The 25,020-nt window shown below is 66.9% G+C and carries 25 protein-coding genes; 17 read left to right on the plus strand and 8 right to left on the minus strand.

The window, feature by feature from the left end; genetic code table 11:
- Positions 1-24 precede the first annotated feature (24 nt).
- The 4 genes from ACEN9P_RS05610 (at position 25) to ACEN9P_RS05625 (ending at position 5,067) form a co-directional block, all read left to right on the plus strand.
- Positions 25-2,154, plus strand: coding sequence for a two-partner secretion domain-containing protein (locus ACEN9P_RS05610; RefSeq protein ID WP_495621356.1), 2,130 nt, complete (start codon positions 25-27; stop codon positions 2,152-2,154).
- A 21-nt stretch (positions 2,155-2,175) separates the two neighbouring features.
- On the plus strand, positions 2,176-2,952 hold the full coding sequence (locus ACEN9P_RS05615; protein WP_495621357.1) for a hypothetical protein: 777 nt from the start codon (positions 2,176-2,178) through the stop codon (positions 2,950-2,952).
- A 95-nt stretch (positions 2,953-3,047) separates the two neighbouring features.
- A complete protein-coding gene (gene nadB, locus ACEN9P_RS05620) occupies positions 3,048-4,664 on the plus strand; it encodes an L-aspartate oxidase (protein ID WP_495621358.1) in 1,617 nt (538 codons plus the stop codon).
- A gap of 43 nt (positions 4,665-4,707) precedes the next feature.
- A complete protein-coding gene (locus tag ACEN9P_RS05625; RefSeq protein ID WP_495621359.1) occupies positions 4,708-5,067 on the plus strand; it encodes a 5-carboxymethyl-2-hydroxymuconate Delta-isomerase in 360 nt (119 codons plus the stop codon).
- Between the two features lie 6 nt (positions 5,068-5,073).
- Here the strand turns inward: ACEN9P_RS05625 and pabB are convergent, their stop codons facing one another.
- From pabB to nadC, 3 genes are read right to left on the minus strand one after another with little or no spacing between them, the layout of a single operon-like run.
- Positions 5,074-6,822 (minus strand): aminodeoxychorismate synthase component I, encoded by a 1,749-nt coding sequence (gene pabB / locus ACEN9P_RS05630; protein WP_495621360.1) that lies wholly within the window; start codon positions 6,820-6,822, stop codon positions 5,074-5,076.
- A gap of 14 nt (positions 6,823-6,836) precedes the next feature.
- Positions 6,837-7,952 carry a quinolinate synthase NadA gene (gene nadA, locus ACEN9P_RS05635; RefSeq protein ID WP_495621361.1) on the minus strand — a complete coding sequence of 372 codons (1,116 nt, stop codon included), beginning with the start codon at positions 7,950-7,952 and terminating at the stop codon, positions 6,837-6,839.
- A gap of 2 nt (positions 7,953-7,954) precedes the next feature.
- Entirely contained in the window at positions 7,955-8,824 is an 870-nt protein-coding gene (gene nadC / locus ACEN9P_RS05640) for a carboxylating nicotinate-nucleotide diphosphorylase (RefSeq protein ID WP_495621362.1), read from the minus strand.
- 165 nt (positions 8,825-8,989) lie between these two features.
- Here nadC and panD point away from each other — a divergent pair, with 165 nt between their 5' ends.
- The 10 genes from panD to ACEN9P_RS05690 all read left to right on the plus strand — a co-directional run bounded on the left by panD (position 8,990) and on the right by ACEN9P_RS05690 (position 16,910).
- Entirely contained in the window at positions 8,990-9,370 is a 381-nt protein-coding gene (gene panD / locus ACEN9P_RS05645) for an aspartate 1-decarboxylase (RefSeq protein ID WP_495621363.1), read from the plus strand.
- A gap of 41 nt (positions 9,371-9,411) precedes the next feature.
- Positions 9,412-10,746 (plus strand): adenosylmethionine--8-amino-7-oxononanoate transaminase, encoded by a 1,335-nt coding sequence (locus ACEN9P_RS05650; RefSeq protein ID WP_495621364.1) that lies wholly within the window; start codon positions 9,412-9,414, stop codon positions 10,744-10,746.
- On the plus strand, positions 10,739-11,428 hold the full coding sequence (bioD, locus tag ACEN9P_RS05655) for a dethiobiotin synthase (RefSeq protein ID WP_495621365.1): 690 nt from the start codon (positions 10,739-10,741) through the stop codon (positions 11,426-11,428). Before ACEN9P_RS05650 ends, bioD begins: the two co-directional genes overlap by 8 nt.
- 2 nt (positions 11,429-11,430) lie before the next feature.
- Positions 11,431-12,627: an 8-amino-7-oxononanoate synthase gene (bioF, locus tag ACEN9P_RS05660; RefSeq protein WP_495621366.1), complete on the plus strand. Its 1,197-nt coding sequence runs from the start codon at positions 11,431-11,433 to the stop codon at positions 12,625-12,627.
- Positions 12,628-12,682: 55 nt separating this feature from the next.
- On the plus strand, positions 12,683-13,702 hold the full coding sequence (gene bioB / locus ACEN9P_RS05665; RefSeq protein WP_477714309.1) for a biotin synthase BioB: 1,020 nt from the start codon (positions 12,683-12,685) through the stop codon (positions 13,700-13,702).
- An 86-nt stretch (positions 13,703-13,788) separates the two neighbouring features.
- Positions 13,789-14,682, plus strand: coding sequence for a 3-methyl-2-oxobutanoate hydroxymethyltransferase (gene panB / locus ACEN9P_RS05670; RefSeq protein WP_477661132.1), 894 nt, complete (start codon positions 13,789-13,791; stop codon positions 14,680-14,682).
- A 36-nt stretch (positions 14,683-14,718) separates the two neighbouring features.
- Positions 14,719-15,567 carry a pantoate--beta-alanine ligase gene (panC, locus tag ACEN9P_RS05675; RefSeq protein ID WP_495622144.1) on the plus strand — a complete coding sequence of 283 codons (849 nt, stop codon included), beginning with the start codon at positions 14,719-14,721 and terminating at the stop codon, positions 15,565-15,567.
- A gap of 7 nt (positions 15,568-15,574) precedes the next feature.
- On the plus strand, positions 15,575-16,033 hold the full coding sequence (locus tag ACEN9P_RS05680; RefSeq protein WP_477661130.1) for a GNAT family N-acetyltransferase: 459 nt from the start codon (positions 15,575-15,577) through the stop codon (positions 16,031-16,033).
- A complete protein-coding gene (locus ACEN9P_RS05685) occupies positions 16,030-16,500 on the plus strand; it encodes a GNAT family N-acetyltransferase (protein WP_495621367.1) in 471 nt (156 codons plus the stop codon). Before ACEN9P_RS05680 ends, ACEN9P_RS05685 begins: the two co-directional genes overlap by 4 nt.
- An 80-nt stretch (positions 16,501-16,580) precedes the next feature.
- On the plus strand, positions 16,581-16,910 hold the full coding sequence (locus ACEN9P_RS05690) for a cupin domain-containing protein (protein ID WP_074577985.1): 330 nt from the start codon (positions 16,581-16,583) through the stop codon (positions 16,908-16,910).
- A 25-nt stretch (positions 16,911-16,935) separates the two neighbouring features.
- Here the strand turns inward: ACEN9P_RS05690 and ACEN9P_RS05695 are convergent, their stop codons facing one another.
- The 4 genes from ACEN9P_RS05695 to ACEN9P_RS05710 form a co-directional block, all read right to left on the minus strand.
- The gene (locus tag ACEN9P_RS05695; RefSeq protein ID WP_495621368.1) at positions 16,936-17,946 is read right to left on the minus strand and encodes an NAD(P)H-dependent glycerol-3-phosphate dehydrogenase; all 1,011 of its coding nucleotides are present in this window, start codon (positions 17,944-17,946) and stop codon (positions 16,936-16,938) included.
- A gap of 51 nt (positions 17,947-17,997) precedes the next feature.
- Positions 17,998-18,465: a protein-export chaperone SecB gene (gene secB, locus ACEN9P_RS05700; RefSeq protein WP_074577983.1), complete on the minus strand. Its 468-nt coding sequence runs from the start codon at positions 18,463-18,465 to the stop codon at positions 17,998-18,000.
- Positions 18,466-18,554: 89 nt separating this feature from the next.
- Complete coding sequence (grxC, locus tag ACEN9P_RS05705) at positions 18,555-18,818, minus strand: glutaredoxin 3 (protein WP_007867884.1); 264 nt, start codon at positions 18,816-18,818, stop codon at positions 18,555-18,557.
- Positions 18,819-18,925: 107 nt separating this feature from the next.
- The gene (locus tag ACEN9P_RS05710) at positions 18,926-19,336 is read right to left on the minus strand and encodes a rhodanese-like domain-containing protein (protein WP_477661126.1); all 411 of its coding nucleotides are present in this window, start codon (positions 19,334-19,336) and stop codon (positions 18,926-18,928) included.
- A gap of 125 nt (positions 19,337-19,461) precedes the next feature.
- Between ACEN9P_RS05710 and gpmA the strand changes: the two genes are divergently transcribed.
- The 3 genes from gpmA (at position 19,462) to ACEN9P_RS05725 (ending at position 22,699) form a co-directional block, all read left to right on the plus strand.
- Positions 19,462-20,205 carry a 2,3-diphosphoglycerate-dependent phosphoglycerate mutase gene (gene gpmA, locus ACEN9P_RS05715; RefSeq protein ID WP_074577980.1) on the plus strand — a complete coding sequence of 248 codons (744 nt, stop codon included), beginning with the start codon at positions 19,462-19,464 and terminating at the stop codon, positions 20,203-20,205.
- Between the two features lie 184 nt (positions 20,206-20,389).
- Positions 20,390-21,829, plus strand: a complete 1,440-nt coding sequence (locus ACEN9P_RS05720) for a S41 family peptidase (RefSeq protein WP_477661124.1) — start codon at positions 20,390-20,392, stop codon at positions 21,827-21,829.
- 114 nt (positions 21,830-21,943) lie between these two features.
- Positions 21,944-22,699, plus strand: coding sequence for a HesA/MoeB/ThiF family protein (locus ACEN9P_RS05725; RefSeq protein ID WP_495621369.1), 756 nt, complete (start codon positions 21,944-21,946; stop codon positions 22,697-22,699).
- Positions 22,700-22,703: 4 nt separating this feature from the next.
- Here ACEN9P_RS05725 and ACEN9P_RS05730 read toward each other — a convergent pair whose 3' ends face one another.
- On the minus strand, positions 22,704-24,719 hold the full coding sequence (locus ACEN9P_RS05730) for an AsmA family protein (RefSeq protein WP_495621370.1): 2,016 nt from the start codon (positions 24,717-24,719) through the stop codon (positions 22,704-22,706).
- Between the last annotated feature and the right edge of the window lie 301 nt (positions 24,720-25,020).

Genomic DNA, 25,020 nt, shown 5'->3' on the forward strand with positions numbered 1-25,020 from the left:
TATTGCAACCCACAAGGATTCACCATGAACCGCATAGCCCCCTCTTTGAAGAATGACACGGCAAGCGCCGGCAACACGCGCTTTGCGCTCAGGGCGCTGCCGGCTTGCCTGCTGCTGGCCTTCGGGATTTCCGCCCACGCCCTGCCCCAGGGCGGCGTGGTGGCGGCCGGCAGCGCCAGCATCGCCAGCGGCGCGGCGAGCACGACCATCACGCAGTCCAGCCAGAGCGCCGTGATCAACTGGCAGAGCTTCGGCATAGGTGCCGGCCAGAGCGTGCAGTTCGTGCAGCCCGGCACGGGCTCGGTGGCGCTGAACCGCGTGCTGGGCGCGGACCCCTCCAGCATCATGGGAAGCCTGTCGTCGAACGGCAAGGTGTTCCTGCTCAACCCCAACGGCATCCTGTTCGGCAGCGGTGCATCGGTCAACGTGGGCGGGCTGGTCGCTTCCACGCTCGGCATCAGCGACGCGAACTTCATGGCCGGGCAATACGCCTTGTCCAATCCCGGCGGCGGTGCGGTCGTCAACCAGGGAACGATCACCGCCGCCGACGGCGGTTATGTCGCCCTGTTGGGCCGCAACGTCAGCAACCAGGGCGTGATTTCAGCCAGGCTGGGCACCGTGGTCCTGGCCGCGGGCAGCGCCATCACGCTGGACGTGGCGGGCGACGGCCTGCTCAACGTGTCGGTGGCGCAGGGCAGCGTGAACGCGCTGATTGAAAACGGCGGCATGATCAGCGCCGCCGGCGGCAGCGTGCTGCTGACGGCCCAGGGCGCGGGCCACCTGCTGCAGACCGTGGTGAACAACACCGGCGTGATCCAGGCGCAAACCATTGCCAGCCGCAACGGAAAAATCATGCTGCTCGGCGACATGGAGACCGGCACCCTGAACGTGGCCGGCACGCTGGACGCCAGCGCGCCCAACGGCGGCAACGGCGGTTTCATCGAGACCTCGGCGGCGCGCGTCAACGTGCTGGACGGCGCGCGCGTCACCACCGCAGCCGCGGCGGGCCTGACAGGCCACTGGCTCATAGACCCGCAGGACTTCATCATCGGCGCCGGCGGCAACATCTCCGGCGCCACGCTGTCCGCCCAGCTGGTGACCAACAACATCACCATCGTCAACGCACCCGGCGCCGGCAACGGCGATATCTTCGTGAACGATGCAGTGAGCTGGACGGCCGCCGGAGCGCCCACCACCTTGACCCTGAACGGTGCACGTGACGTGAACATCAACGCAGCGGTCACGGCTGTCGACGCGAATTTTTCGGTCTGCTGCGGCCGGGACATCAATGTGAACGCGGCCGTCACGGCGACCCGCGGCAGCGTGCTGCTCGGCGCCGGACGCAACCTGAACCAGAATGCGGCCATCACGGTCACCGACGGCAACCTCGCCATGTGCGCAGCCAACGACGTCAGCATCAACAGCGCCATCACGCTGACGCGCGGCAGTTCCGACCCGGCGCGCAGCCTGGGCCTGGCGCCGGGCCTGACGCTGCGCGCCGACAGTGACGGAACCGGACCCGGCCGGATCGGCGGCACGGTGGTCATCAACCCACTGGCGCCCATGGTGACGGTGACCGGGCCCAACGCGCCGGTCGACATCTTCTACAACCCCGTTTCCTACACCGTGCCCACCGACTATTCGCCCCGCTTCACCTTGACTGGAGGCGCCACGCTGACGCAACACATGCTGGTGTTTCCCGAGGCAAGCAAATCCTACGACGGCACGGCCAGTGCCGTCCTCACGGGCCTGAAAGGCAACCCCGCCGGCGTCACGCTGATCGCCGACCCCGGCAGTACCGCCACCTTCGACAGTATGGATCCGGGCACAGGCAAGACCGTGTCATTCACCGGTTACCGACTCGGCGGCCCGAACGCCGCCCAATATGCCCTGGCCTCCTCATGCTGCGGGCCCATCGCGGGAAAAACCACCGCAAACATCACACCGGAAACCCGGCTGCCTTCATACGCCAGCGTCGCGGCATTCGCGAGTTTTGCCGCTTATTCAGAGGGCTTCATGCCCGCCACCTATGCGACCTCCGAAGGCGATATTTTTGTGCCGGGAGAGCGGATGGCTGAAGTTGTGGAGCCCATCGAGATACCGCGCAGGAAATATGTTGCTCCGCGCTATTTGCCCAGGCAGCCGCGCAACTGACAGGTACAGGAAGTCACCGTCATGTTCCACTTCCCGGGGGAAATCCCGCATCGCCGCCGCAAAGCGGCCATCGTCAAGGTTCTGGGCCTGGGCCTCGTTCTGCTGGCAGCCGGTCTTGCCGTACACGCCGCGACCGCAGCGGCAACAGATGATGCCAACCCGGCGCCCGCGGGGCCCGGCAGCACAAGCGCCGTTGATGGAAAACGGCCTCGCCACGCCGACTTCGGCCGTGAACACGCATCAAAGGAGACCCTGCACGTCGCCCACTGGGTTGTCGCCTCCGGGGACAACCAGGGCCTGCCTTTCCTCATCATCGACAAGGTGAACGCCAAGGTTTTTGTCTTTGATGCCCTGGGAAACCTGAGCGGCGCCGCGCCTGTCCTGCTGGGCCTGGCGCACGGCGACGACTCCACACCCGGCATCGGCGAACGCAAGCTGTCCACCATACGCCCCGAAGAGCGCACCACGCCAGCGGGCCGCTTCGTGGCATCGCTGGACCACGACCTCCATGGCGTGGAAATGCTCTGGGTCGACTACGACACCGCCATCTCGCTTCACCGCGTCGTGACCGTGGCGGGTGAACGACGCGCCCAGCGCCTGGAGAGCGCCACCAGCGCGGACAACCGGATTTCCTACGGCTGCATCAATGTGCCCGCGAAGTTCTACGACAAGGTGGTCAGCCCGGCCTTCACCGGCACCAACGGCATCGTCTACATACTGCCGGAAACACGCCCGGCACGCGAGGTCTTCAAGTCCTACGACGTGGATGGGCCGGCGCCGGCACAGGGCGCGGGTTAGCCGGTACCCGGCCCGCCGCAGGCCTGCCTGATAATCGGCTGTGTGCGCAGCAGATTCCGCGTCCATCGACCGGGCAAAAGGCGCCCCGTCTTCGCATGAACCCTATTTCCCATCCCCACCACGAGCACGCCTTTGACGTCCTCATCATCGGCAGCGGCCTGGCGGGCCTGGCCTCCGCGTTGCTGCTCGCCCCGGGCCGGCGCGTGGCGGTGGTCACCAAACGTGAACTCAACGACGGCTCCAGCGCCTGGGCCCAGGGCGGCATGGCCGCCGTGCTGGCCGAGGGCGACACGCTGGCGCAGCACGTGGCGGACACCCTGGTCGCGGGCGCGGGCCTGTGCGACCTGCCGGCCACGCAGGCCGTGGTGCAGGGCGCACCCGAGGCCATCGCCTGGCTGCGCCAATTGGGCGTGGCGTTTTCGGAAGACGGCGAACACCCGGGCGAGCTGCACCTGACCCGCGAAGGCGGCCACAGCCAGCGCCGCATCGTGCACGCGGCCGATGCCACCGGCGCCGCCGTGCAGCGCACGCTGATCGAAAAGGTGCGCGCCACGCCGGGCATCACGCTGTTCGAGCACCACATGCTGGTCGACCTGATCACCGACCGGCGACTCAAGCGGCCCGGCAAGCGCTGCCACGGCGCCTATGTGCTGGACACCCTGAGCGGCCAGGTGCTGACCTTCAGCGCCGGCCAGACCATCCTGGCGACCGGCGGTGCCGGCAAGGTCTATCTGTACTCCACCAACCCCGACACCGCCACCGGCGACGGCATTGCCGCCGCCTGGCGCGCGGGCTGCCGCGTCGGCAATATGGAGTTCATCCAGTTCCACCCGACCTGCCTCTACCACCCCGAAGCCAAATCATTCTTGATCACCGAGGCGGTGCGCGGCGAAGGCGGCAAGCTGCTGCTGCCGCTCTCGGCCGGCGGCGGGCGCTTTATGCCGGCACACGACGAACGCGCCGAGCTTGCGCCGCGCGACGTGGTGGCGCGCGCCATCGACTTTGAAATGAAAAAGCACGGGCTGGACTGCGTCTACCTGGACATCTCGCACCAAAGCCCGGCGTTTTTGCGGGAACACTTCCCCAACATCCTCCAGCGCTGCCTGGAGCTCGGCATAGACATCACGCGCCAGCCGATCCCGGTGGTGCCGGCCGCGCACTACACCTGCGGCGGCGTGATGACCGACCTGCAGGGCCGCAGCGACGTCGCCGGCCTGTATGCGATAGGCGAGACCGCCTGCACCGGCCTGCACGGCGCCAACCGCCTGGCCAGCAACTCGCTGGTCGAATGTGTGGTGCTGGCGCGCGCCGCCGCAACCGCCATCGCTGCCGAGGCCGCCGCCGAAACACCGGCCCTGCCGGCCTGGGACGAAAGCCAGGTCACCGATGCCGACGAGACCGTGGTGATCTCGCACAACTGGGACGAGCTGCGCCGCTTTATGTGGAACTACGTGGGCATTGTGCGCACCACCAAGCGGCTGGAGCGCGCGGCGCACCGCATCGCCCTGCTCGACGCCGAGATTCAGGAGTTTTATGCCAACTTCCGCGTCACACGCGACCTGCTGGAGCTGCGCAACCTGGTGCAGGTGGCCGACCTGATCGTGCGTTCGGCCCACGGCCGGCATGAAAGCCGCGGCCTGCACTTCAGCCGCGACTACCCCGGCATCGCCGAACAGGCCGTTCCCACCGTGCTGGTGCCGCCCGCAAGCTGATTCCTCCCCATTCTTTCCCCCGCCATCTTTATCTGGAGCCCCTATGCCTCATTTGATCGTTGAATATTCGAACAATCTCACCGGCTTCCCCAAAGCCGAAGTGCTGCAGGCGCTGAACAAGACTCTCACCGCCAGCCCTGAAATCAAGGACGAAGCCGACCTGAAAACCCGGCTGGTCGCGCTGGACAGTTTTGAAATCGGTACCGCGCCGGCCTCACGCGCTTTTGTGCATGCCCAGCTGCGCCTGCTGTCGGGCCGCACACCCGAAGCCAAGAAGGACCTGGGCGAGCGCATCGCCCAGGTGCTGCGCCGCCTGACGCCGCGGCCGGCGGGCCTGATGGTGCAGCTGAGCGTGGAGATGGTGGACATGGACCGCGCGTCCTACGTCAAGGAAAAACTCTAAGGTATTTCAGACAAGCCGGGCGTCTATCCAGCCCCTGAGGCTGTTTACAAAGGCCCAGGCCTGCACGCTTGCCAATTCGTCCACCCGCACAACCGCTTCGCTGAGCCGGCCTTCCCGCAAGGCCAGCGCCCGGCCCACGCCCGGCAGCAGGCCACAAGCCAACGGCGGCGTGACCCAGCGGCCGTCCACCCGCATCGCGATATTGCCGCGTGTGCATTCGGTGATCTCGCCCTGGGCATTCCACAGCACACAGTCAAATACCCCCGGCGCGGCCGGCGTGAAGGCGTCATAGTGGGCGCGGCGCGTCGTCTTGAAACGCACAAACTCGCCGTGCGCCGCGTCCAGCGGACGCTCGGCCAGCTGCAGTTGCACCTGGGGCGGTGAGGGCTCCATGGCATAAGCCTGGGCGCTGAATGTCCCGCCGGCGGCCAGCAACAGGCGCACGCGCCAGAGGCCTCGCGGATGCGCCTGCATCGCCTCCCGCAGGCAGGCATGGACCTGTGCCGCATTCCATGGGTGGCCGAAGTGAGCGGCGCTAGCCGCCATGCGCGCCAGGTGCGCATCGAGGTGGCGCAGCTGGCCCGCGTCCAGTGCCAGGGTTTCAAGAATGTCAAAAGGCATGCTGGCACGCTCCAGGAAAGCCCGTTTGTGGCGCCACTCCTGCCATTCGGCTTCGGTCGCGGAGCCCGCGGTGATACCGCTGCCAATGCCGCAGCGGGCTTCCTTGCCGCGCAGGCTCACGGTGCGTATCGGCACGTTGAAGGTCGCCGCGCCGCCGGGCCGCAGCACACCCATGGCCCCGCAATACACACCGCGCGGCTCCGGCTCCAGCGCGCGAATCGCCCGCATGGCGCGCACCTTGGGTGCACCGGTGATGGAACCGCAGGGGAACAGCGCGGCAAACACCTCGGCCAGGCTGCAGCCGGGCCGCGTGCGCGCCTCCACGTCCGAGGTCATCTGCCAGACCGCGGGCAGGGCCTCGGTGTGGAACAGGCGCGGCACGCGCACGCTGAAGGGTTGGGCAATGCGCGACAGGTCGTTGCGCAGCAAGTCCACGATCATCACGTTTTCGGCGCGCTCCTTGGGCGAGTTGCGCAGGGCCTGGGCTTGCGCGGCATCGTCCCCGGGATTGGCGCCGCGCGGCGCCGTGCCTTTCATGGGCCGCGTAAGGAGCAAACCTTCGCGCCAGTCGAAGAACAGCTCGGGCGACACCGACAGCAGCTGCTCCTCACCCGTGTCCAGAAAAGCCGCATAGCCGCCCGGCTGGGCGCGCTGCAGGGCCTGGAACAGGGCCGGCACGCTGTGCGAATCGCCGTCCAGCGCAGCCCGCATCTGCGCCGTGAAATTGACCTGGTAGTACTCGCCATCGGCAATCGCGCGCTGCAATTCGGCCAGGGCGGCCTCAAACGCGGTGCGCGTCATCGCCTCCTGCCACTGAAGCCGCGGTGATGCTTCTTGTACGGGACCAGGCCAGGGCAGCGCCGCGTCATGCACGGCAAACCAGGCCAAAGGCCCATCAGCCGGGTGCACGGTCAGCGCGGCATCAAAAGCGGGGGCGGCTTCATAACGCAAATAGCCCACGCACCAGGCGCCCTGCCGTGCCGCGGCCTGTGCGGCATCCAGCACCGCGCGCACCTCCTCGGGCCGCCGCGCCACCAGTACTTCGCGGGCTGCGCCAAAGGCCTGGCGCAAACGCGGCCCCTCGGGCTGGTGGGGGTCGGTGAAATCGATGAGCGCTGAAACCGCGTGCGCCACGTGCTGGGCGCCCGTCAGGCCGCGCCTATGTTAGGCACCAGGCCCGTGACCGGCCGCCCTGCCCTCAAGGCTTCGGTGAAGGCCAGCATGCGGTCTATCGGCAAACGCGCGCGTTGGCCCAGCGCTGCATCGACCTTGATTTCGTTCGTTCCGGTTTCCAGCACCTGCGCCAGCCCGGCCAGGCCGTTCATGGCCATCCAGGGGCAGTGGGCGCAGCTCTTGCAGGTGGCGCTGTTGCCGGCGGTAGGCGCCTCGATAAACACCTTGCCCGGGTTCAGCGTGCGCAGCTTGTGCATCATGCCGTTGTCGGTGGCGACGATAAATTCTTTCGCGTCCATCTCGCGCGCGGCCTTCAAGATGCCCGAGGTGGAGCCCACGGCATCGGCCAGCGCCACCACGTCGGCGGGCGACTCGGGGTGCACCAGCACGCGCGCACCCGGATGTTCGGCTTTCAGGGCCTGCAGCTCAAAGGCCTTGAACTCGTCATGCACGATGCAGGCGCCGTTCCAGAACACCATGTCAGCGCCGGTCTCACGCTGGATGTAGCCGCCCAGGTGGCGATCGGGCGCCCAGAGGATTTTCTGGCCCTGGTCTTTCAGCGCGCGCACGATGTCGAGTGCGCAGCTGGAGGTCACCAGCCAGTCGGCGCGCGCCTTCACGGCGGCGCTGGTGTTGGCGTAGACCACGACCGTGCGGTCCGGGTGGGCGTCGCAGAAGGCGCTGAATTCAGCAGCCGGGCAGCCCAGGTCCAGCGAGCAGGTCGCGTCCAGGTCGGGCATGAGCACGCGCTTTTCGGGCGACAGGATTTTGGCCGTCTCGCCCATGAAGCGCACGCCGGACACCACCAGGGTCTGCGCCGCGTGGTCGCGGCCGAAACGCGCCATCTCCAGCGAGTCCGAGACCAGGCCGCCGGTTTCTTCGGCCAGGTCCTGCAAATCGGGATGCACGTAATAGTGCGAGACCATGACGGCGTTGCGCGCCTTGAGCAGTTCGCGGATGCGGGTTTTGAGCGCCGCGCGCTCGGCCTGCGTGGGCTCCGCCGGCACGCGGGCCCAGGCCTGGTGCGTGCTGCAGGTGCCGGCCGCCTCGGGCTGCTCGTAATCGACGCGAATCGGCACGGCTGTTTGCATGCTCACACCGCCTGCGCGTCAAAGCGCATGGAAAAATCAATCGCCCGCACGTCCTTGGTCAGCGTGCCTATGGAGATGCGGTCCACGCCGGTTTCGGCCAGGGTACGCAGGCCGTCCAAGGTGACGCCGCCGGAAATCTCCAGCACGGCGCGCCCGGCGTTGATGCGCACGGCCTCTTTCAGGTCGGGCAGGCTCATGTTGTCCAGCAGGATCATGCGCGCGCCGGCATCCAGGGCCTGGGCCAGCTCGCCCAGGTTCTCGACTTCAATCTGCACAAAATCGGCCTGCGCGGCGACTTCGGCCGCGCGCGCCAGCACCTGCGCGATGCCGCCGGCGGCCGCGATATGGTTTTCCTTGATCAGCACCGCGTCGTACAAACCGACCCGGTGGTTGGTGCCACCGCCCGTGACCACGGCGTATTTCTGCGCGAGCCGCAGGCCGGGCAGGGTCTTGCGCGTGTCCACAATCTGCGCGCGCGTGCCCTTCACGATATCGACATAGAGCGCCGTCTTGGTCGCCACGGCGCTGAGCAGCTGCAGAAAATTGAGCGCCGTGCGTTCGGCCGACAGCAGGGCGCGGGCCAGTCCGCGCACCTCGAACACCACCTGGCCGGCTTCGCAGCGCTCGCCGTCCTTCACATGCCAGAGCAACTGAGCCTGCGGGTCGAGTTGCCGCACCGTGGCCTCCACCCAGGCGCTGCCGCAGACCACGGCACTTTCGCGCGCCAGCACCTGGGCCCGCGCCTGGCGGGCCGCATCGATCAGGCCGGCCGTCAGGTCGCCGGCGCCTATGTCCTCGGCCAGCGCGCGCGCCGCGTCTGCCTGGGCCAGGTCGGCCAGCGCCTGGCGGGAGAAATCAAATGACTTTTTCATGAGCAATCTAAGAAAGAAACCGCAACATACCGTGCACTAAACTATTAAATAGAGCCCGAAACTGTCGCGAATGTTACAGCGACCGGCCAGAGGCCTGAAGGCCGCGAGCTGCCCGCCCACCATAGCGCCTTCCCTTAGCCCCCATTTTCATCCACGCCCATCATCATGTTCAGAACCCTGCTTAAATCAAAAATCCACCGCGCCGCGGTGACGCATTGCGAACTCAACTACGAAGGCTCCTGCGCCATCGACGAAGACCTGCTGGACGCCGCCAACCTGGCCGAGAACGAGCAGGTGCACATCTGGAACATCAACAACGGCGAGCGCTTCATCACCTATGCGATACGCGCCGAACGCGGCAGCCGCATCATCTCGGTCAACGGCTCGGCCGCGCGCCGCGCCGCCGTGGGCGACCTGGTCATCATCGCTGCCTTCGCGCAGGTGCACGAAGACCACGTCGCGGGCTTCAGCCCCAAGCTGGTGTTCGTGAACCCCGACAACCGCATCAAGGAAGAGCGCTCCACCATCCCGGTGCAGCAGCCCTGAGCCGTTTCAGGCTTTTCCCCGCCTCCTTCACACAAGGCTCCATGGACAACGCAGCGATGATCCGGCGCAGCCTGCGCCACGTGTGGCACCCCTGCACGCAGATGAAGCTGCATGAGGCCCAGCCGCCCGTGCCCATCGCGCGTGCCGAAGGCGTCTGGCTTTACGACTTTGAAGGCAGGCGCTACCTGGACGGCGTGAGCTCCTGGTGGGTCAACCTGTTCGGCCACGGCCATCCGCACATCAAGGCGGCGCTGCGGGATCAGCTCGACACGCTGGACCACGTCATGCTGGCCGGCTTTACCCACCAGCCCGTCGTGGAACTCTCCGAACGCCTGGGCGCGCTGACCGGCCTGGGCCATGCCTTTTACGGCAGCGACGGCGCCAGCGCCACCGAGATCGCGCTCAAGATGAGCGCGCATTACTGGCGCAACAGCGGCCGGCCCGAAAAAAGCCGCTTCATTGGTCTCGCCGGCGGCTACCACGGCGAAACCGTGGGCGCGCTGGCGGTGACCGACATCGCGCTCTTTCGCGAAGCCTATGCGCCGCTTGTGCGCCTGGCCGCCACCGTGCCCAGCCCCGACGCGCGCGGCGCCCAGGCCGGCGAAAGCCCGGCGGACACGGCACGCCGCGCCGCCGCGGGCCTGCAGGCCTGGCTGGAACAACACCACGCGCAAACCGCCGCGCTCATCGTCGAGCCCCTGGTGCAGTGCGCCGCCGGCATGGCCATGCACGACGCGGCCTACCTGCAGGAAGCGCGCGCGCTGTGCGACCGCTACCAGGTGCATTTGATCGCCGACGAAATCGCCACCGGCTTCGGCCGCACCGGCACCATGTTCGCGCACCAGCAGGCCGGCATACGGCCGGACTTCATCTGCCTCTCGAAAGGGCTGACCGGCGGCACGCTGCCGCTGTCGGCCGTGCTGGCCACCGACGCGGTCTACGAGGCCTTTTACGACGACGAGGTGGCGCGCGGTTTTTTGCATTCACATTCCTACACCGGCAACCCGCTGGCCTGCCGCGCGGCGCTGGCCACCCTGGAGCTGTTTGAGCAGACCAACGCCCTTGCGCGCAATGCCGAAACAGCCGGGCTGCTGGATGCGGCCTTCGCGCCACTCACGCAGCACCGCGCCGTGCGGCATGCGCGCCGGCTGGGCATGATCTGGGCCTGGGATGTGGAGCCCGGCAGCCTTCCCCATTTCGCGCGCCGCTACACGCAGCACGCCATGGCCAACGGCGTGCTGCTGCGCCCCATAGGCCAGACGATTTACGCCATGCCGCCCTACGTGATGGATGCGGAATCCGCCCAGCACCTGGCGCGCGGCGCGCTGGCGGCGCTGGAGGCCACGCTGGCCGAGGAAGGCGGCGCCCATGGCTGAAGCCACGCACAAGCTCTCGCTGTTTGTGACCGGCACCGACACCGGCGTGGGCAAAACCCTGGCCAGCGCAGGGCTGCTGCATGCGCTGGCCCGCCACCATGTGCGCGTGGTCGGCATGAAGCCGGTGGCGGCGGGCACCGTCCAGGTCGATGGCGAAGATGTCAATGAGGACGTGCTTGCGCTGCGCGCCGCCTCCAATTACCGCGTGCCGCCCGAGCTCGACAACCCGGTGTTGCTGCCCGACCCGGTGTCGCCGCACATCGCGGCGGCGCGCGCCAATACACGGATTGACATCGCCCACTTGGTGGCCTGCCAGCGCCGCCTCGCGCAGTTGGCCGACGCCGTGGTGGTGGAAGGCGCGGGCGGTTTCCTGGTGCCGCTGTCGGACAGCGAAACCGGCGCCGACCTGGCCCAGGCCCTGGACCTGCCGGTGCTGCTGGTGGTGGGCCTGCGCCTGGGCTGCCTGAACCATGCGCTGCTCAGTGCCGAGGCGATACGCGCGCGTGGCCTCACGCTGGCCGGCTGGGTGGCCAACCACGTTGATGCCGGCATGCTGGCACAAGAGGACAACATCGCCTTCCTGCGGAAAAAACTGCAGGCGCCGCTGCTGGCCACCATCCCCTACCAGGCCGCGCCCGACCCGCGCGCCATCCACTTTAAGCTCCCCTCCACATGGCAATGACAATGACCGCTTCCTGGCTTGATGAATTCCCGGCGCGCCTGGCCGAACTGGATGATGCCCACCTGCGCCGCCAGCGCCGCGCGGTGCGGCCCGAAAGCGGTGCGCGCCTGGCGGTGGACGGCCGGAGCATGCTGGCTTTTTGCAGCAACGACTACCTGGGCCTGGCCACGCACCCGGTCCTGGTGCAGGCCGCCTGCGAAGGCGCGCAAACGTATGGCGTGGGGGCCGGCGCCTCACCGCTGGTCAGCGGCCACAGCGAGGCCAACGCGGCGCTGGAGCGTGAACTCGCCGCCTTTGTGGGCCTGCCGCGCGCGCTGTATTTTTATGCGGGCTACGCCACCAATATCGGCATCGTGCCGGCCCTGGTGGGTGCCGGCGACGCGATTTTTTCGGATGCACTCAACCACGCCTGCCTGATAGACGGCGCGCGGCTGTCGCGCGCGCAGATACACCGCTACGCCCATGCCGACCTCAACGCGCTAGAAAACGAACTCGCGCGCAGCGAGGCGCCGCGCAAGCTGGTGATCAGCGACGCCGTCTTCAGCATGGACGGCGACAGCGCCGACATCCCGGCGCTGCTGGCGCTGTGCGAACGCCACGACGCCCTGCTGCTGCTGGACGACGCCCATGGCTTCGGCGTGCTGGGGCCGCAGGGCCGCGGCAGCCTGGCCGCGGCCGGCCTGTCTGGCGCGCAGGCCTCGCGCCGCGTGCTCTACATGGCCACGCTGGGCAAGGCCGCCGGCGTGGCCGGCGCCTTTGTGGCGGGCGACGAGGCGCTGGTCGAATGGCTGCTGCAAAAAACCCGCAGCTATATTTTTGCCACCGCCGCGCCCGCGCTGCTGGCCAGTGCGTTACGCGCCAGCCTGATGGTCATTGAGCAGGACGAGTGGCGGCGTGCGCACCTGCAGCGCCTGATCGCGCGCCTGCGCAGCGGCCTGGCAACAGGCCTTGAGGGCAGCGGCTGGCAGCTATCCGCCTCGCAGACCGCCATCCAGCCGCTGCTGATAGGCGCCAACGACCAGGCCCTGGCCGTGATGGAAGGCCTGCGCGCGCGCGGCATCTGGGTGCCGGCGATACGCCCGCCCACCGTGCCCGAAGGCACGGCGAGACTGCGCATCGCGCTGTCAGCCGCGCACAGCGAAGCCGACGTCGACCAGCTGGTTGTGGCCCTGGCCGCGCTGGCCAGGCAGGCCGCTTAATCACTCCAAAATCTCTTCAGCTAGACTCCAAAACCATCCCCTGGAAGGAAGAACCATGTCCCACGTTGCAGAACAAACCGTTACCTTGCACCGCCCCCGGCCCAAGGCTGAGCCGGCCCCCGCCGGTGACCAGCGCTGGAGCGTGGACGCCATCGAGGCGCTGTTCAACCTGCCCTTCCCGGAATTGATGCACCGCGCGCAAACCGTGCACCGTGAAAACTTCGACCCCACGCGCGTCGAGTTCGCCACCCTGCTGTCGGTCAAGACCGGCGGCTGCGCTGAAGACTGCGGCTATTGCCCGCAGGCCGCGCGCTACGACACCGGTGTGGAAGCCAGCAAGCTCATGGAGCCGGCCGAAGTGCTGGCCGCCGCGCAGCGGGCCCAGGCGGCGGGCGCCACGCGCTTTTGCATGGGCGCGGCCTGGCGCTCGCCCAAGGACCGCGACATCGAAAAAGTCGCCGAACTCGTGCGCACGGTGAAGGCGCTGGGCCTGGAAACCTGCGCCACCCTGGGCATGCTGGAAGACGGCCATGCCCAGACCCTGCAAAGCGCGGGCCTGGACTACTACAACCACAACCTCGACAGCGCGCCCGATTTTTACGGCGACATCATCACCACGCGCGACTACCAGGACCGACTGGACACGCTGGCACGGGTGCGCAGCGCGGGCGTCAAGGTCTGCTGCGGCGGCATTGTCGGCATGGGCGAGACGCGCCGCCAGCGCGCCGGCCTGGTGGCCGAACTCGCCAACCTCACGCCCTACCCGGAGTCGGTGCCCATCAACAACCTGGTGAAGGTCGAAGGCACGCCGCTGGCGAACCAGGCCGACCTGGACCCGTTTGAGTTCGTGCGCACGATTGCCGTGGCGCGCATCACCATGCCGACCGCGCGCGTGCGCCTGTCGGCCGGCCGCCAGCAAATGGGCGACGGCGTGCAGGCCCTGTGTTTCCTGGCCGGCGCCAATTCGATCTTCTACGGCGACAAGCTGCTGACCACCGGCAACCCTGACACCGAGGCCGACGTGAAGCTGCTGGAGCGCCTGGGCATGAGCCGATCCGCGCCTGAAACACGCTAACCGCACGCCTTGTCTGGGTTCTCTAATCCGTGGCCCCAAAAGCACGGTGAAGCTGGTTAGACTCTCGCTAAATTCCGGATGCCCCCATGACATCTCCTGCCAATACCTCGGTCACGCCCTACGGCACGCTGCCGCCCTCCTCCACGCCCTCAACGCGCAAGCCGATCAGCCTGCCGCGCCTGCGCGAAATGCAGGCGCATGGCGAAAAAATCACCATGCTGACCGCCTACGACGCGACCTTCGCGGCCGTGGCCGACGCGGCGGGTGTGGAATGCATACTGGTGGGCGATTCGCTGGGCATGGTCTGCCAGGGCCTGACCAGCACCGTCGGTGTGACGCTGGAAACCATGCGCCACCACACCGAATGTGTGGCCAACGGCCTGCGCCGTTCGCAGGCCACGGCCTGGCTGATCGGCGACCTGCCCTTCGGCAGCTACCACGAATCGAAAGAGCAGGCGCTGCGCAGCGCCGTGGTGCTGATGCAGGCCGGCGCCCACATGGTCAAGCTCGAGGGCGGCGGCTGGACGGCCGAGACCGTGCGCTTCCTGGTCGAGCGCGGCATTCCCGTCTGCGCCCACCTGGGCCTCACACCGCAGACCGTGCATGCACTGGGCGGTTACCGCGTGCAAGGCAAGGGCGAGGAAGCCGCCGCCACGCTCAAGCGCCAGGCCCACGAGCTGCAGGACGCCGGCGCCGCGATGATGGTGCTGGAGATGGTGCCCGCGGCCCTGTCGGCCGAACTGACAAAAGAGCTGACGCACTGCGCCACCATAGGCATAGGCGCGGGCAGCGGCACGGCCGGCCAGGTGCTGGTGCTGCACGACATGCTGGGCATGAACCTGGGCAAGATGCCGAAGTTCGTGCGCAACTTCATGGAAGGCGCCGACAACAAGACCGCCAGCGTGCGCGGCGCCATGGAAGCCTATGTGCGCGCCGTCAAGGACGGCAGTTTTCCGGTGAACGCCACCCACGCCTGGTGAGCCCCTCTTCCTTGCGCCCCCCTTTCTGGAGACATGATGCAGATCGTCCACACCATCCCCGAGCTGCGCGAGGCCCTGAGCCCCTACAAGCGCCCGGCCTTTGTGCCCACCATGGGCAACCTGCACGACGGCCACATCGCGCTCGTCAGGCAGGCCAAGCCGCTGGGCGACGTGAGCGTCTCCAGCATCTTCGTGAACCGCCTGCAGTTCGCCCCGCATGAGGATTTCGACAGCTACCCGCGCACCCTGGACGCCGACGCCGAACGCCTGAAAGCCGCCGGCTGCAACGTGCTGTTCGCGCCGCTCGAAAAACACCTGTACCCCGAGCCGCAGACCTACAAGGTGCACCCGGCCACGGACTTGAGCGACATCCTGGAAGGCCACTTCCGGCCCGGCTTTTTCATCGGTGTCAGCACCGTGGTGCTCAAGCTGTTTTCCTGCGTGTTCGCCGGCATGCCCACGGGCGTGGCGGCTTTCGGCAAGAAGGACTACCAGCAGGTCATGGTGGTGCGCCGCATGGTGCAGCAGTTCGCGCTGCCCATCGAGATCCTGGCCGGCGAAACCCAGCGCGCCGAGGACGGCCTGGCGCTGTCCTCGCGCAACGGCTACCTGAGTGCGGCCGAACGCGCCGAGGCCGTGGAGCTGTCCAAGGCCATACGCGCGCTGGGCGAAGCCGCCCGCGCCGCCGGCACGCCCGACCTGCCCGCGCTGGAGGCCCAGGCCATGCAGGCGCTGGCGCGCCGCGGCTGGAAACCCGACTACCTCACCGTGCGCCGCCGCGCCGACCTGCTGGCGCCGCAAGGCCCGCTGGCCGGTGAGCCGCTGGTGGTGCTGGGTGCCGCCAAGCTGGGCAGCACGCGGCTGATCGACAACCTCGAAATCTAGGCCGTCGATGCAGATCAAACCCATAGACCCGCTGTCGCCCGAAGCGCAAGCGCTGATCGCGCAATCCGACGCCTATATGGCGGCGCTCTACCCGGCCGAAAGCAACCACCTGGAAAGCGCGCAGGCGCTGCGCCGGCCCCATGTGCTGTTTGTGGGCGCCCACCTCGACGGCGCGCTGGTGGGCTGCGGCGCGGTCAAGACGCTGGACGACGACGGGACCTACGGCGAAATCAAGCGCGTCTTTGTGCTGGATGCGCACCGCGGCAAGGGACTGTCCAAAGCCATCATGCAGACACTGGAGTCCCACCTCAAGGCCGGCGGCGTGGGCCTGGCCCGGCTGGAAACCGGCATCCACCAGCCCGAGGCGCTGGGCCTTTATGCCAAGCTCGGTTATGTGGCGCGGGAACCGTTTGGCGCCTATGCGCCCGACCCCCTGAGCGTTTTTATGGAAAAGCCGCTGACGTGAGCGGGGTCTCTATTCGCCTCGCCGCTTTGCCAGACCTGGCGGCGGTGGCCGCGTTGTTTGACGCCTACCGGCAGTTTTACGAACAGCCCGCCGATGCTGGGCTGGCGCTGCACTTCATAGGCGAGCGCATGCGCAGGCAGGAATCGGTGATCCTGGTCGCGCAAGCCGTGGGCACCCTCGTGGGTTTCTGCCAGCTCTACCCCAGTTTCTGCTCGGTGATCGCCCAGCCGATCTGCACGCTTTACGACCTCTATGTGGCGCCCCAAGCGCGCCAGACCGGCGCCGGCCGCGCGCTGATGCAGGCGGCCCATGCGCACGCGCAGCAAAACGGCTTCGCGCGGCTGGACCTCAGCACCGCCAGGAGCAACCACAAGGCGCAAGCCTTGTATGAATCCTTGGGCTGGGTGCGCGACGAGGTCTTTCTGTACTACAACAAGGCAATTCCCGGGACGGTTGTGCCGGCCTGATCAGGTCAAACGCGCGGACGGGCAAGGCCCGCCTTGGGGTATAAAGTTCCACAGTCCCCCACGTTCCCAGGAGTTCCGCCATGGCCATTCCCCACGCCGCATCCGGGCAGCTCGTTGACGTCCAGCCGCTGGCGGGCAAGCTCTCCGAGGGCCGCACCGTCGCGCTGTTCAAGAGCGAGGAGCTGGAGGTCATGCGCCTTATCGTGCCGGCCGGCAAGACCGTGCCTTCGCACCAGGTCAAGGGCGAAATCACCGTGCAGTGCCTGGAAGGCGAGGTGGCTTTCACCGCGAACGGCCAGACCCAGCCCATGAAAGCCGGCCAATTACTCTGGCTGGCCGGCGGCGTGCCGCACGGGCTCACGGCGGTGCGGGACTCGTCGCTGCTGGTGACGCTGCATTTGCGAAAGTAGCCGCGCCCCGGCGCGACGCGGGGGTTCAGGCCAGCTCGGCCGTAGGCCCGCGGCCCATCAGCATCGCCACCGCCTCGGCGGGCTGGAGCTTGCCGTCCAGCAAAGCCACCACGCTCTGGGCGATCGGCATCTCCACGCCCAGGCCGGCGGCGCGCTGCACCACGGTGCGGGCGCAGTACACGCCTTCGGCGACATGGCCCAGCGAGGCCACCGCCTGCGCCAGGGTCTGGCCCTGGGCCAGCAGCAGGCCGACCTTGCGGTTGCGGCTCAAATCGCCGGTGGCCGTGAGCACCAGGTCGCCCAGGCCCGACAGGCCGGTAAAGGTTTCGGCGCGCGCGCCCAGGGACACGCCCAGGCGTGTCATTTCGGCCAGGCCTCGCGTGATGAGGGCCGCGCGGGCGTTGAGGCCCAGCTGCAGGCCGTCACACAGGCCGGTGGCGATGGCCAGCACGTTCTTCACGGCGCCGCCCACTTCCACGCCCACGACGTCGTCATTGGCGTAAACGCGCAGCGTGGCACCGTGGAAGGCGGCGACCAGCGCGTCGCGCACCTCGGCATGTTCGCTGGCCGCAACCAGCGCCGTCGGCTGGCCGCGCGCGACTTCGAGCGCAAAGCTGGGGCCGCTGAGCACGCCGGCCCTTAAACCGGGGGCGGCCTGCGCGCGTATTTCGTGGACCATCAAGCCAAAAGGCGAAGCTGCGGCGGCCACCGGGGCCTCAAAGCCCTTGCTGAGCCAGGCCACGGGCGCGCCGGTATCCCGCAGGCTGTGCAGCATGCCGCGGGCGGCCGACACCGGCGTCGCGAGAATGATGAGGTCTTGCCCGGCCAGGGCCTGGGCCAGCGGCGCATCGCCGCCCTGCAACGCCAGGGCAGGCGGCAAGGCGATGCCGGGCAGGTAACGGGCATTGACGCGCCCGGACCGCAGGCCGGCAAGCTGGGCGGCATCGCGCGCCCACAGGGTGACCTGGTGGCGCGAGGCGCTGCTGACGGCCAGCGCCGTGCCCCAGGCGCCCGCGCCTATGACCAGTATTTTCATGAGGGTGTCACGCGGACATCATGAGGCGGCCGGGAGCATCCCGGCGGGCCCTCAGACGATGATCTGGGACGGAGCCGGCGTGGCCGCAGCGGCTTCCGCCTGCTGCTGCTCGTACATGGCCTGGAAGTTGATTTCGGCCATGTGCACGGGCGGGAAACCGCCGCGCTGGATCACGTCGGCCACGTTGCCGCGCAGGTAGGGGTAAACGATTTGCGGGCAGGCGATGCCCAGGATGGCACCCAGCTGTTCGGGCGGCACGTTGCGGATTTCAAAGATGCCGGCCTGCTTGGCCTCCACCAGGAACACCGTCTTGTCGGCGATCTTGGTCTGCACGGTGGCCGTCACGGCGACTTCGAACAGGCCTTCGGCGATAGGGGTGGCACCCACGCCCAGCTGGATGTCCACGCTGGGTTGCTCCTGGTTCAGCAGGATTTCGGGGGAATTGGGCTGCTCCAGCGACACGTCCTTGAGGTAAACGCGCTGGATCTGGAATACGGGGTCAAGATTGGCTTCAGCCATGGTGTTCTTTCGGGTGCTGGGAGGGAATCGATGCGCCGGCGGGCCGGCGGCCAGCGCGCATTATCTCAGGCAATTCCTGCCTCAAAAATTCAGGCTGGATTATTCAAGAGAGGCATCAGGCCGCCGCGGCCGTCAAGGGCCATCAAGTCGTCACAGCCGCCCACATGGGTCTCGCCGATGAAAATCTGCGGCACCGTGCGCCGGCCGGTGATGTCCATCATCTTCTGGCGTTCGCCGGGCACCATGTCGACGCGGATTTCATCGAGTTCGGTGACGCCGCGCTGTTTGAGCAGCTGTTTGGCCTGGATGCAGTAAGGGCAGGTGCCGGTGGTATAGATCTTGACGGTTTGCATGGTGTCTCCGGATCGCGCCGGCGGGGGCGCGGCGCGGGAAAAGTGGATGAATCAGGACTTGCCGGGTAAGGCAGGTTTCATGCCTGCTTTGCCCGGCCCAGCCCCGTTCAGGCCTTTTCCAGCGGAAGGTTAGCCTCTTTCCAGGCTTTGAGCCCGCCGCCCAGCGATTGGGCTTGCTCGTAACCGAGCTTTTTGGCCACGGCAACGGCACGGCCGGCGCGCGCACCGGTGGCGCACACCAGGATCAGGGGCAAGCCTTTGTTCTTGACCGCCAGGGGCAATTTCTCTTCCAGTTCGCTGAAAGGCACGTTTTTGGCGCCTGTGACGTGGCCGGCGGCAAATTCATCGGCTTCGCTGACATCCACGACCACCGCCTTTTCGCGGTTGATCAGCTGCACCGCGCCGCTGGCGGTCAGCGCGCCAGCGTTCATCGCGCCGGAAATCATGGGCCAAACCAGCATGCCGCCCGAGGCGAGTGCTATCGAAATCAGCATCCAGTTATCGATCAGAAATTTCACGGTAAACCCTTTGTGTATTTTTCAGCTAACCCGTGATTTTAGAATGGAGGGAGAAAGCGCCCCGCCGGGCAGCCTCCCAATTCCCTTTATTTCCCCCTTTTTTCCACTCCCCACCCTTCCTGACCATGTACAAACTCGTACTCATACGCCACGGCGAATCGACCTGGAACCTTGAAAACCGCTTCACCGGCTGGACCGACGTGGACCTCACGGCAACCGGCATTGAACAGGCCAAAAACGCCGGCAAGTTGCTCAAAAGCGAGGGCTACGAGTTCGACCTGGCCTACACCAGCGTGCTCAAGCGGGCGACCCGCACGCTGTGGCACACGCTGGATGAAATGGACCGCACCTGGCTGCCCGTGGTGCACAGCTGGCGCCTCAACGAGCGGCACTACGGCGCCCTGCAGGGGCTGAACAAGGCCGAAACCGCGAAAAAATTCGGCGACGAGCAGGTGCTGGTCTGGCGCCGCAGTTACGACACCCCACCGCCGCCGCTGGAGGCGAACGACCCGCGCGGCGAACGCGATGACCCGCGCTACGCCAAGCTTCAGCCCGGCCAGGTGCCGCTGACCGAATGCCTCAAGGACACCGTGGAACGCGTGCTGCCCTTCTGGAATGAATCCATGGCGCCCGCCATCAAGGCCGGCAAGCGCATCGTGGTCGCGGCGCACGGCAATTCCATACGCGCGCTGGTGAAATACCTGGACAACATCTCCGACAGCGACATCGTGGGGCTCAACATCCCCAACGGCATTCCGCTGGTCTATGAGCTGGACGCCAATCTCAAACCCCTGCGCCACTACTACCTGGGCGACAGTGAGGCCGCGGCCAAGGCCGCCGCTGCGGTGGGCGCTCAGGGAAAAGCCTGATCCCGCGCAAGGGCTTAGCCGCCCGGATTTTGTAAAAGTCCTGTAAATAGCCGCCCGTTTCGCTTCTTTTTTCGCGCCGCGCCTTGACTAGGGGGGAACCGGGGGCCCCGGCCTTTCTCCAAGGTGTATATTGCTTCCCACGGGGGGAACAAGGGTTTCCCAACGGCTTACGAAGGTATTTTTTATGGGTCAAAAGCTCAAGATAGCAGGCTGGATTTCAATCGGCGCCGTGGCGGGGGCTCTCACCACGGTACAGCTGCAGGCGGTGGCCCGCGCGGGCATCGCCCCCCTGCCACTCGAGGAGCTGCAGCAGCTGGCCGCGGTTTTCGGCATGGTCAAGAGCGATTACGTCGAGCCGGTGGACGAGAAAAAGCTCATCACCGACGCCATCTCCGGCATGGTGGGCAGCCTGGACCCGCACTCGGTCTACTTCGACAAGAAGTCCTACAAGGAATTCCGCGAAGGCACGACGGGCCGCTTTGTCGGTGTCGGCATCGAAATCAGCCAGGAAGACGGCCTGGTCAAGGTGGTCTCGCCCATCGAAGGCTCACCCGCCGACCGCGCCGGCCTCAAGCCCAACGACCTGATCACCCGCATCGACGACACCGCCGTCAAGGGCCTGACGCTCAATGAAGCCGTCAAGAAGATGCGCGGCGAGCCCAAGACCAAGGTGTTGCTGACGATCTTCCGCAAGGACGAAAACCGCACCTTCCCGGTCACCATCACGCGCGAGGAAATCCGCACCCAGTCGGTTCGCAGCAAGGTGGTGGAGCCCGGTTATGCCTGGGTACGCCTGAGCCAGTTCCAGGAGCGCACGGTCGAGGACTTCGTGACCAAGCTCGAGCAGATCTACAAGCAGGAACCCAACCTCAAGGGCCTGGTGCTCGATTTGCGCAACGACCCGGGCGGCCTGCTGGACGCTGCCGTCGCCGTGTCGGCCGTTTTCCTGCCTGACAACGTCACCGTGGTGTCGACCAACGGCCAGCTCGCCGAAAGCAAGTTCACCTACAAGGCCTCGCCCGAGTTCTACCAGCGCCGCAACGGCGCCGATCCGCTCAAGCGCCTGCCCGCAGCCCTCAAGAACGTGCCGCTGGTGGTGCTGGTCAATGAAGGCTCAGCCTCGGCCAGCGAAATCGTCGCCGGCGCGCTGCAGGACTACAAGCGCGCCACCATCATGGGCACGCAGACCTTCGGCAAGGGCTCGGTGCAAACCGTGCGGCCGCTGGGCCCCGACACGGGCCTGAAGCTCACCACGGCGCGCTACTACACCCCCAGCGGCAAATCCATCCAGGCACGCGGCATCGTGCCCGACGTGATGGTGGACGAAACCGCCGAAGGCAGCCCGTTTGCCGCCCTGCGCACCCGCGAAGCCGACCTGGAGAAACACCTCAACAGCGGCCAGGGCGCCGAGGTCAAGGATGCCAACCGCGAAAAAGCCCGCGAGATAGCGCTCAAACGCCTCGAGGAAGAAGCCAAGAAGACGCCGGAGCAGCGCCGCCCGCCCGAACTGGGCAGCGACAAGGACTTCCAGCTGGCCCAGGCGATCAACCAGCTCAAGGGCCGTCCCGTGCTGGTCAGCAAGACCGCCGTGGTGGAACCCAAGAACGAGAAAAAGGAAAACTGAGGCCGTAACGGGATAGCGCCGGGATCACCGGCCTTTCCCGGTCTTCCAGGCTGCTTTCCCGCGCCCCTGTTCCACCGAGGCCGCCCTCCCCCTGCGGCGGACTCCTTTCTTTCCATGAACGACGACCAGCTGCTTCGTTATTCCCGGCACATCCTGCTCGACGACATCGGCATCGAAGGCCAGGACAAGCTCCTGAAGGCGCATGTGCTGATCGTCGGGGCCGGCGGCCTGGGCTCGCCGGTCGCGCTTTACCTGGGCAGCGCCGGCGTCGGCCACATCACCATCGCCGACCATGACCGCGTCGAGGCCACCAACCTGCAGCGGCAAGTCGCCCACACCCTGGGCCGCATCGGCCAATTCAAGGCCGAATCCGCCCGGCAGGCCATCGCGGCGATCAATCCCGACGTGACGGTCACGCCCGTCACGCAGCGGGCCGAGGGCGCGTTGCTGGATGACCTGGTAGCCCAGGCCGACCTGGTGCTCGACTGTACCGACAACTTCGCGACCCGCCACGCGATCAACCGCGCCTGCGTGAGACACCGCAAGCCGCTGGTTTCAGGCGCGGCCATCCGCTTTGACGGCCAGGTCGCGGTGTTCGACGCGGGCAATGCGCAGTCCCCCTGCTATGCCTGCGTGTTCCCCGAATCGGAGCTGATGGAAGAAGCCTTGTGCGCCACCATGGGCGTGTTCGCGCCGCTGGTCGGCATCATCGGCAGCACGCAGGCGGCCGAAGCCCTGAAGCTGATATGCGGCGTGGGCGAGGCGCTCACCGGGCGCCTGTTGATGCTGGACGGCAGGCGCATGGAGTGGAGCGAGATGAAACTGGCGCGCAATACCGCTTGCGCGGTCTGCGGCGGCCTTCACCGCTGACCTTTTATTTGACGGCGGCCGCCGGAATGCGCGAGCCGGCGCTCGATGCGGCAGCCTGTTTCAGGATTGCCGCGCAGTTTTCGTCCTGGCCCGGCCCGGTTTCTATGGTGGCGGCCAGGGCCAGCAAAGGATTGATCACACCCAGCGCGAGCGCGATGCCGGCACGCCCGGCCAGTGCGCCCTTGTCGGGACCGGCCGACGGGGCCGCGAAAGTGCCGCCGATTTTCAAGGGCGACCTCAAGCTCAGGATGCTGTGGTCCTTGGGAGCCGGCTCCAGGACCAGGTCCAGGGTTTCATCGGCCAGGCTGATATTGCCGCGTCCATTGATCACCGTGTCGGAAGTGTCCAGCACGATGGTTTTGCTGCTCATCAGCCCCTGCTTGACCTCGAAGGCGACAGCCGCGCAGCGCAGTTGCACATTGCGGTCGCCGCGCACCAGGAACTTGATGATCTCGCCGCCATCCAGGCCCATGAATTCGAGCAGGATGTTGCTGATCTCGCCTTTGCCCATCAGGACGGCCACATCACCGGCAGACGTGCCCAGCATCTGCGCCAGCGAGTTGCCGCGCCCCTTCAAGTCGAACTGGCCGCTGATTTTGCCCAGGCTGCTTTTGGTGGTTTGCACCGCGGGGAAAAGCTGGTTGAGCTGCACGCCGCGCAGGTCCAGGCGCGCCGCAAAAAGCGCCGGTACCTCATTCGAATCTATGCGTATGGCGCCGGCCACCGTGCCGCCCGCGATGCCCAGCAATATCGGCTCGAGTTGCAGGACGCCGCCCGTCAGCTTGACGTGCACGCTGCCCTTGTCCAGCGGCAGCACCTGCACATGCCGGATGTCGGCGGCCGAATACACCACATCGGCATTCATGGCCTTGAGCCGGGTGACATCCAGCGTAGCAACAGGCAGGACCTTGCGCGACGGGGAGTTCGCCGCGCTTCTTTTGGCGGGCGTAGGCTCATTCCCAGCCTCGGCGGCCGCCGCTTTCACGGGCGTGGGCCCGGCCGGCGCAGGCAATCCGATCACCGGCGCCAGGTCGGCGAAGTCCAGCAGTTTTGACTGCACCTTGCCGGTCAGCAAGGGCACCGGCGCGGAGGGGTCAAAACTGAGCGCGCCGCTGAGGTCCGAGCTGCCCAGGCGGCCCTGAATCTGGCTGGCGGCCCAGACCTTGCCGTGCTTGGCGAGTTTGCCGCGCAATTTGTAAGGCGGCGTGGACGGCAGCACCACGCCCAGCAGCTTGTAGAGTTCCTCGAGGTTGCGGCCCTGCAGGTCAAAGCTGGCATCCACCCCGGCAAGGTCCGCGAGGTTGGCGATGCTGCCCTTGGCCTTCAGGCTGGTCTTGCCGGTCACCGCATTGACCTCGATGGGAAAAGGCGCTTCAAGGTCCTTGCTCAGCTGCAGCACGCCGCCGGTGCGTCCATTGGCGCTGAAGGCTTCGTTTTGCCATTTGCCTGTCGCCTTGTAGCTGAGAGGCAGCTGGCCGGTGCTTTCCTGGGCGAGTGAAAAATCCACGTGGATGTTGGCGCCCTGCGCCGCCGCCTGGTAGTCCACGCTGCCGCCGTCGATCAGCAAGGCATCGATGCGCGGAATGGCCCCCTCATCGGAGGTGTCGCGCGCAAGCGCCCAGGTCCGGCGCCCATCGGGCTCCATCTGCAGCCCTATTTCCGGTGCCGTCAGCGCGATGCGCGGCAACACGACCTTGCCCAGCAACAGCGGCAGCAGCCTGATGTCGAATTCGGCCGCCTCCGCCTTGACCAGGTAAGGTTTGCTGGCCCACTCGGGGTTGGCAAACTCCACACCGTCGGCCCTGACCGTGACGGTGCGCCCCAGGTGCACCGACAGATGCCGGGTGATTTCAAAGCGCCGTCCCAACTGGTCGGAAATATGGCGGTTGATGGGGCCGCGCAGCATATCCCATGGGAAAAACACCAGTACCAGCACCAGGGCCAGCAGCACGGCGGCGATGCCGGCAAGCCACCGTCGCCAGAGGACCGGCGCGGACTGGGGGGTGTTCATGGATGGCATGGAAGATCAGGCCCGCGTCAAGAAAGCGCAAGGCACCAGGTTGGCCGCGCAATGGCCGGGAAGGCGCTGGAAGCACTGGCTAGCATGCATGTGTCTCCCTGCGTTATGGCGTCATGCTTGCGCCTGCAAGGGCGCGGGGCTCCGTTTAGCCCTGCATTCCACTATCGGCCGGATCGCCGCATCGGGCAGTCGGCAGGCACCATGACACACTGTGGGCATGTGCCTACAGCCCGCGTAGTGTGGCTGCGGCGCACATGCAATGCAGCCGTAGGCGGCCTCCTACAAGTGCTGGCCTTGGCCG

The organism is Polaromonas sp. Polasp52 (genome assembly GCF_059491565.1).

Bases quoted from the DNA above. Each gene is read 5' to 3' on its own strand.
- panC (WP_495622144.1), top strand. From the start codon at position 14,719: ATGCAGATCGTCCACACCATCCCCGAGCTGCGCGAGGCCCTGAGCCCC.
- grxC (WP_007867884.1), bottom strand. From the start codon at position 18,818: ATGCAAACCGTCAAGATCTATACCACCGGCACCTGCCCTTACTGCATC.
- gpmA (WP_074577980.1), top strand. From the start codon at position 19,462: ATGTACAAACTCGTACTCATACGCCACGGCGAATCGACCTGGAACCTT.
- nadB (WP_495621358.1), top strand. From the start codon at position 3,048: ATGAACCCTATTTCCCATCCCCACCACGAGCACGCCTTTGACGTCCTC.
- panD (WP_495621363.1), top strand. From the start codon at position 8,990: ATGTTCAGAACCCTGCTTAAATCAAAAATCCACCGCGCCGCGGTGACG.
- nadC (WP_495621362.1), bottom strand. From the start codon at position 8,824: ATGAAAAAGTCATTTGATTTCTCCCGCCAGGCGCTGGCCGACCTGGCC.
- ACEN9P_RS05625 (WP_495621359.1), top strand. From the start codon at position 4,708: ATGCCTCATTTGATCGTTGAATATTCGAACAATCTCACCGGCTTCCCC.
- bioD (WP_495621365.1), top strand. From the start codon at position 10,739: ATGGCTGAAGCCACGCACAAGCTCTCGCTGTTTGTGACCGGCACCGAC.
- secB (WP_074577983.1), bottom strand. From the start codon at position 18,465: ATGGCTGAAGCCAATCTTGACCCCGTATTCCAGATCCAGCGCGTTTAC.
- bioB (WP_477714309.1), top strand. From the start codon at position 12,683: ATGTCCCACGTTGCAGAACAAACCGTTACCTTGCACCGCCCCCGGCCC.
- nadA (WP_495621361.1), bottom strand. From the start codon at position 7,952: ATGCAAACAGCCGTGCCGATTCGCGTCGATTACGAGCAGCCCGAGGCG.
- ACEN9P_RS05610 (WP_495621356.1), top strand. From the start codon at position 25: ATGAACCGCATAGCCCCCTCTTTGAAGAATGACACGGCAAGCGCCGGC.
- ACEN9P_RS05730 (WP_495621370.1), bottom strand. From the start codon at position 24,719: ATGCCATCCATGAACACCCCCCAGTCCGCGCCGGTCCTCTGGCGACGG.
- ACEN9P_RS05725 (WP_495621369.1), top strand. From the start codon at position 21,944: ATGAACGACGACCAGCTGCTTCGTTATTCCCGGCACATCCTGCTCGAC.
- ACEN9P_RS05720 (WP_477661124.1), top strand. From the start codon at position 20,390: ATGGGTCAAAAGCTCAAGATAGCAGGCTGGATTTCAATCGGCGCCGTG.
- ACEN9P_RS05690 (WP_074577985.1), top strand. From the start codon at position 16,581: ATGGCCATTCCCCACGCCGCATCCGGGCAGCTCGTTGACGTCCAGCCG.
- ACEN9P_RS05650 (WP_495621364.1), top strand. From the start codon at position 9,412: ATGGACAACGCAGCGATGATCCGGCGCAGCCTGCGCCACGTGTGGCAC.
- panB (WP_477661132.1), top strand. From the start codon at position 13,789: ATGACATCTCCTGCCAATACCTCGGTCACGCCCTACGGCACGCTGCCG.
- ACEN9P_RS05680 (WP_477661130.1), top strand. From the start codon at position 15,575: ATGCAGATCAAACCCATAGACCCGCTGTCGCCCGAAGCGCAAGCGCTG.
- ACEN9P_RS05695 (WP_495621368.1), bottom strand. From the start codon at position 17,946: ATGAAAATACTGGTCATAGGCGCGGGCGCCTGGGGCACGGCGCTGGCC.
- bioF (WP_495621366.1), top strand. From the start codon at position 11,431: ATGACCGCTTCCTGGCTTGATGAATTCCCGGCGCGCCTGGCCGAACTG.
- ACEN9P_RS05615 (WP_495621357.1), top strand. From the start codon at position 2,176: ATGTTCCACTTCCCGGGGGAAATCCCGCATCGCCGCCGCAAAGCGGCC.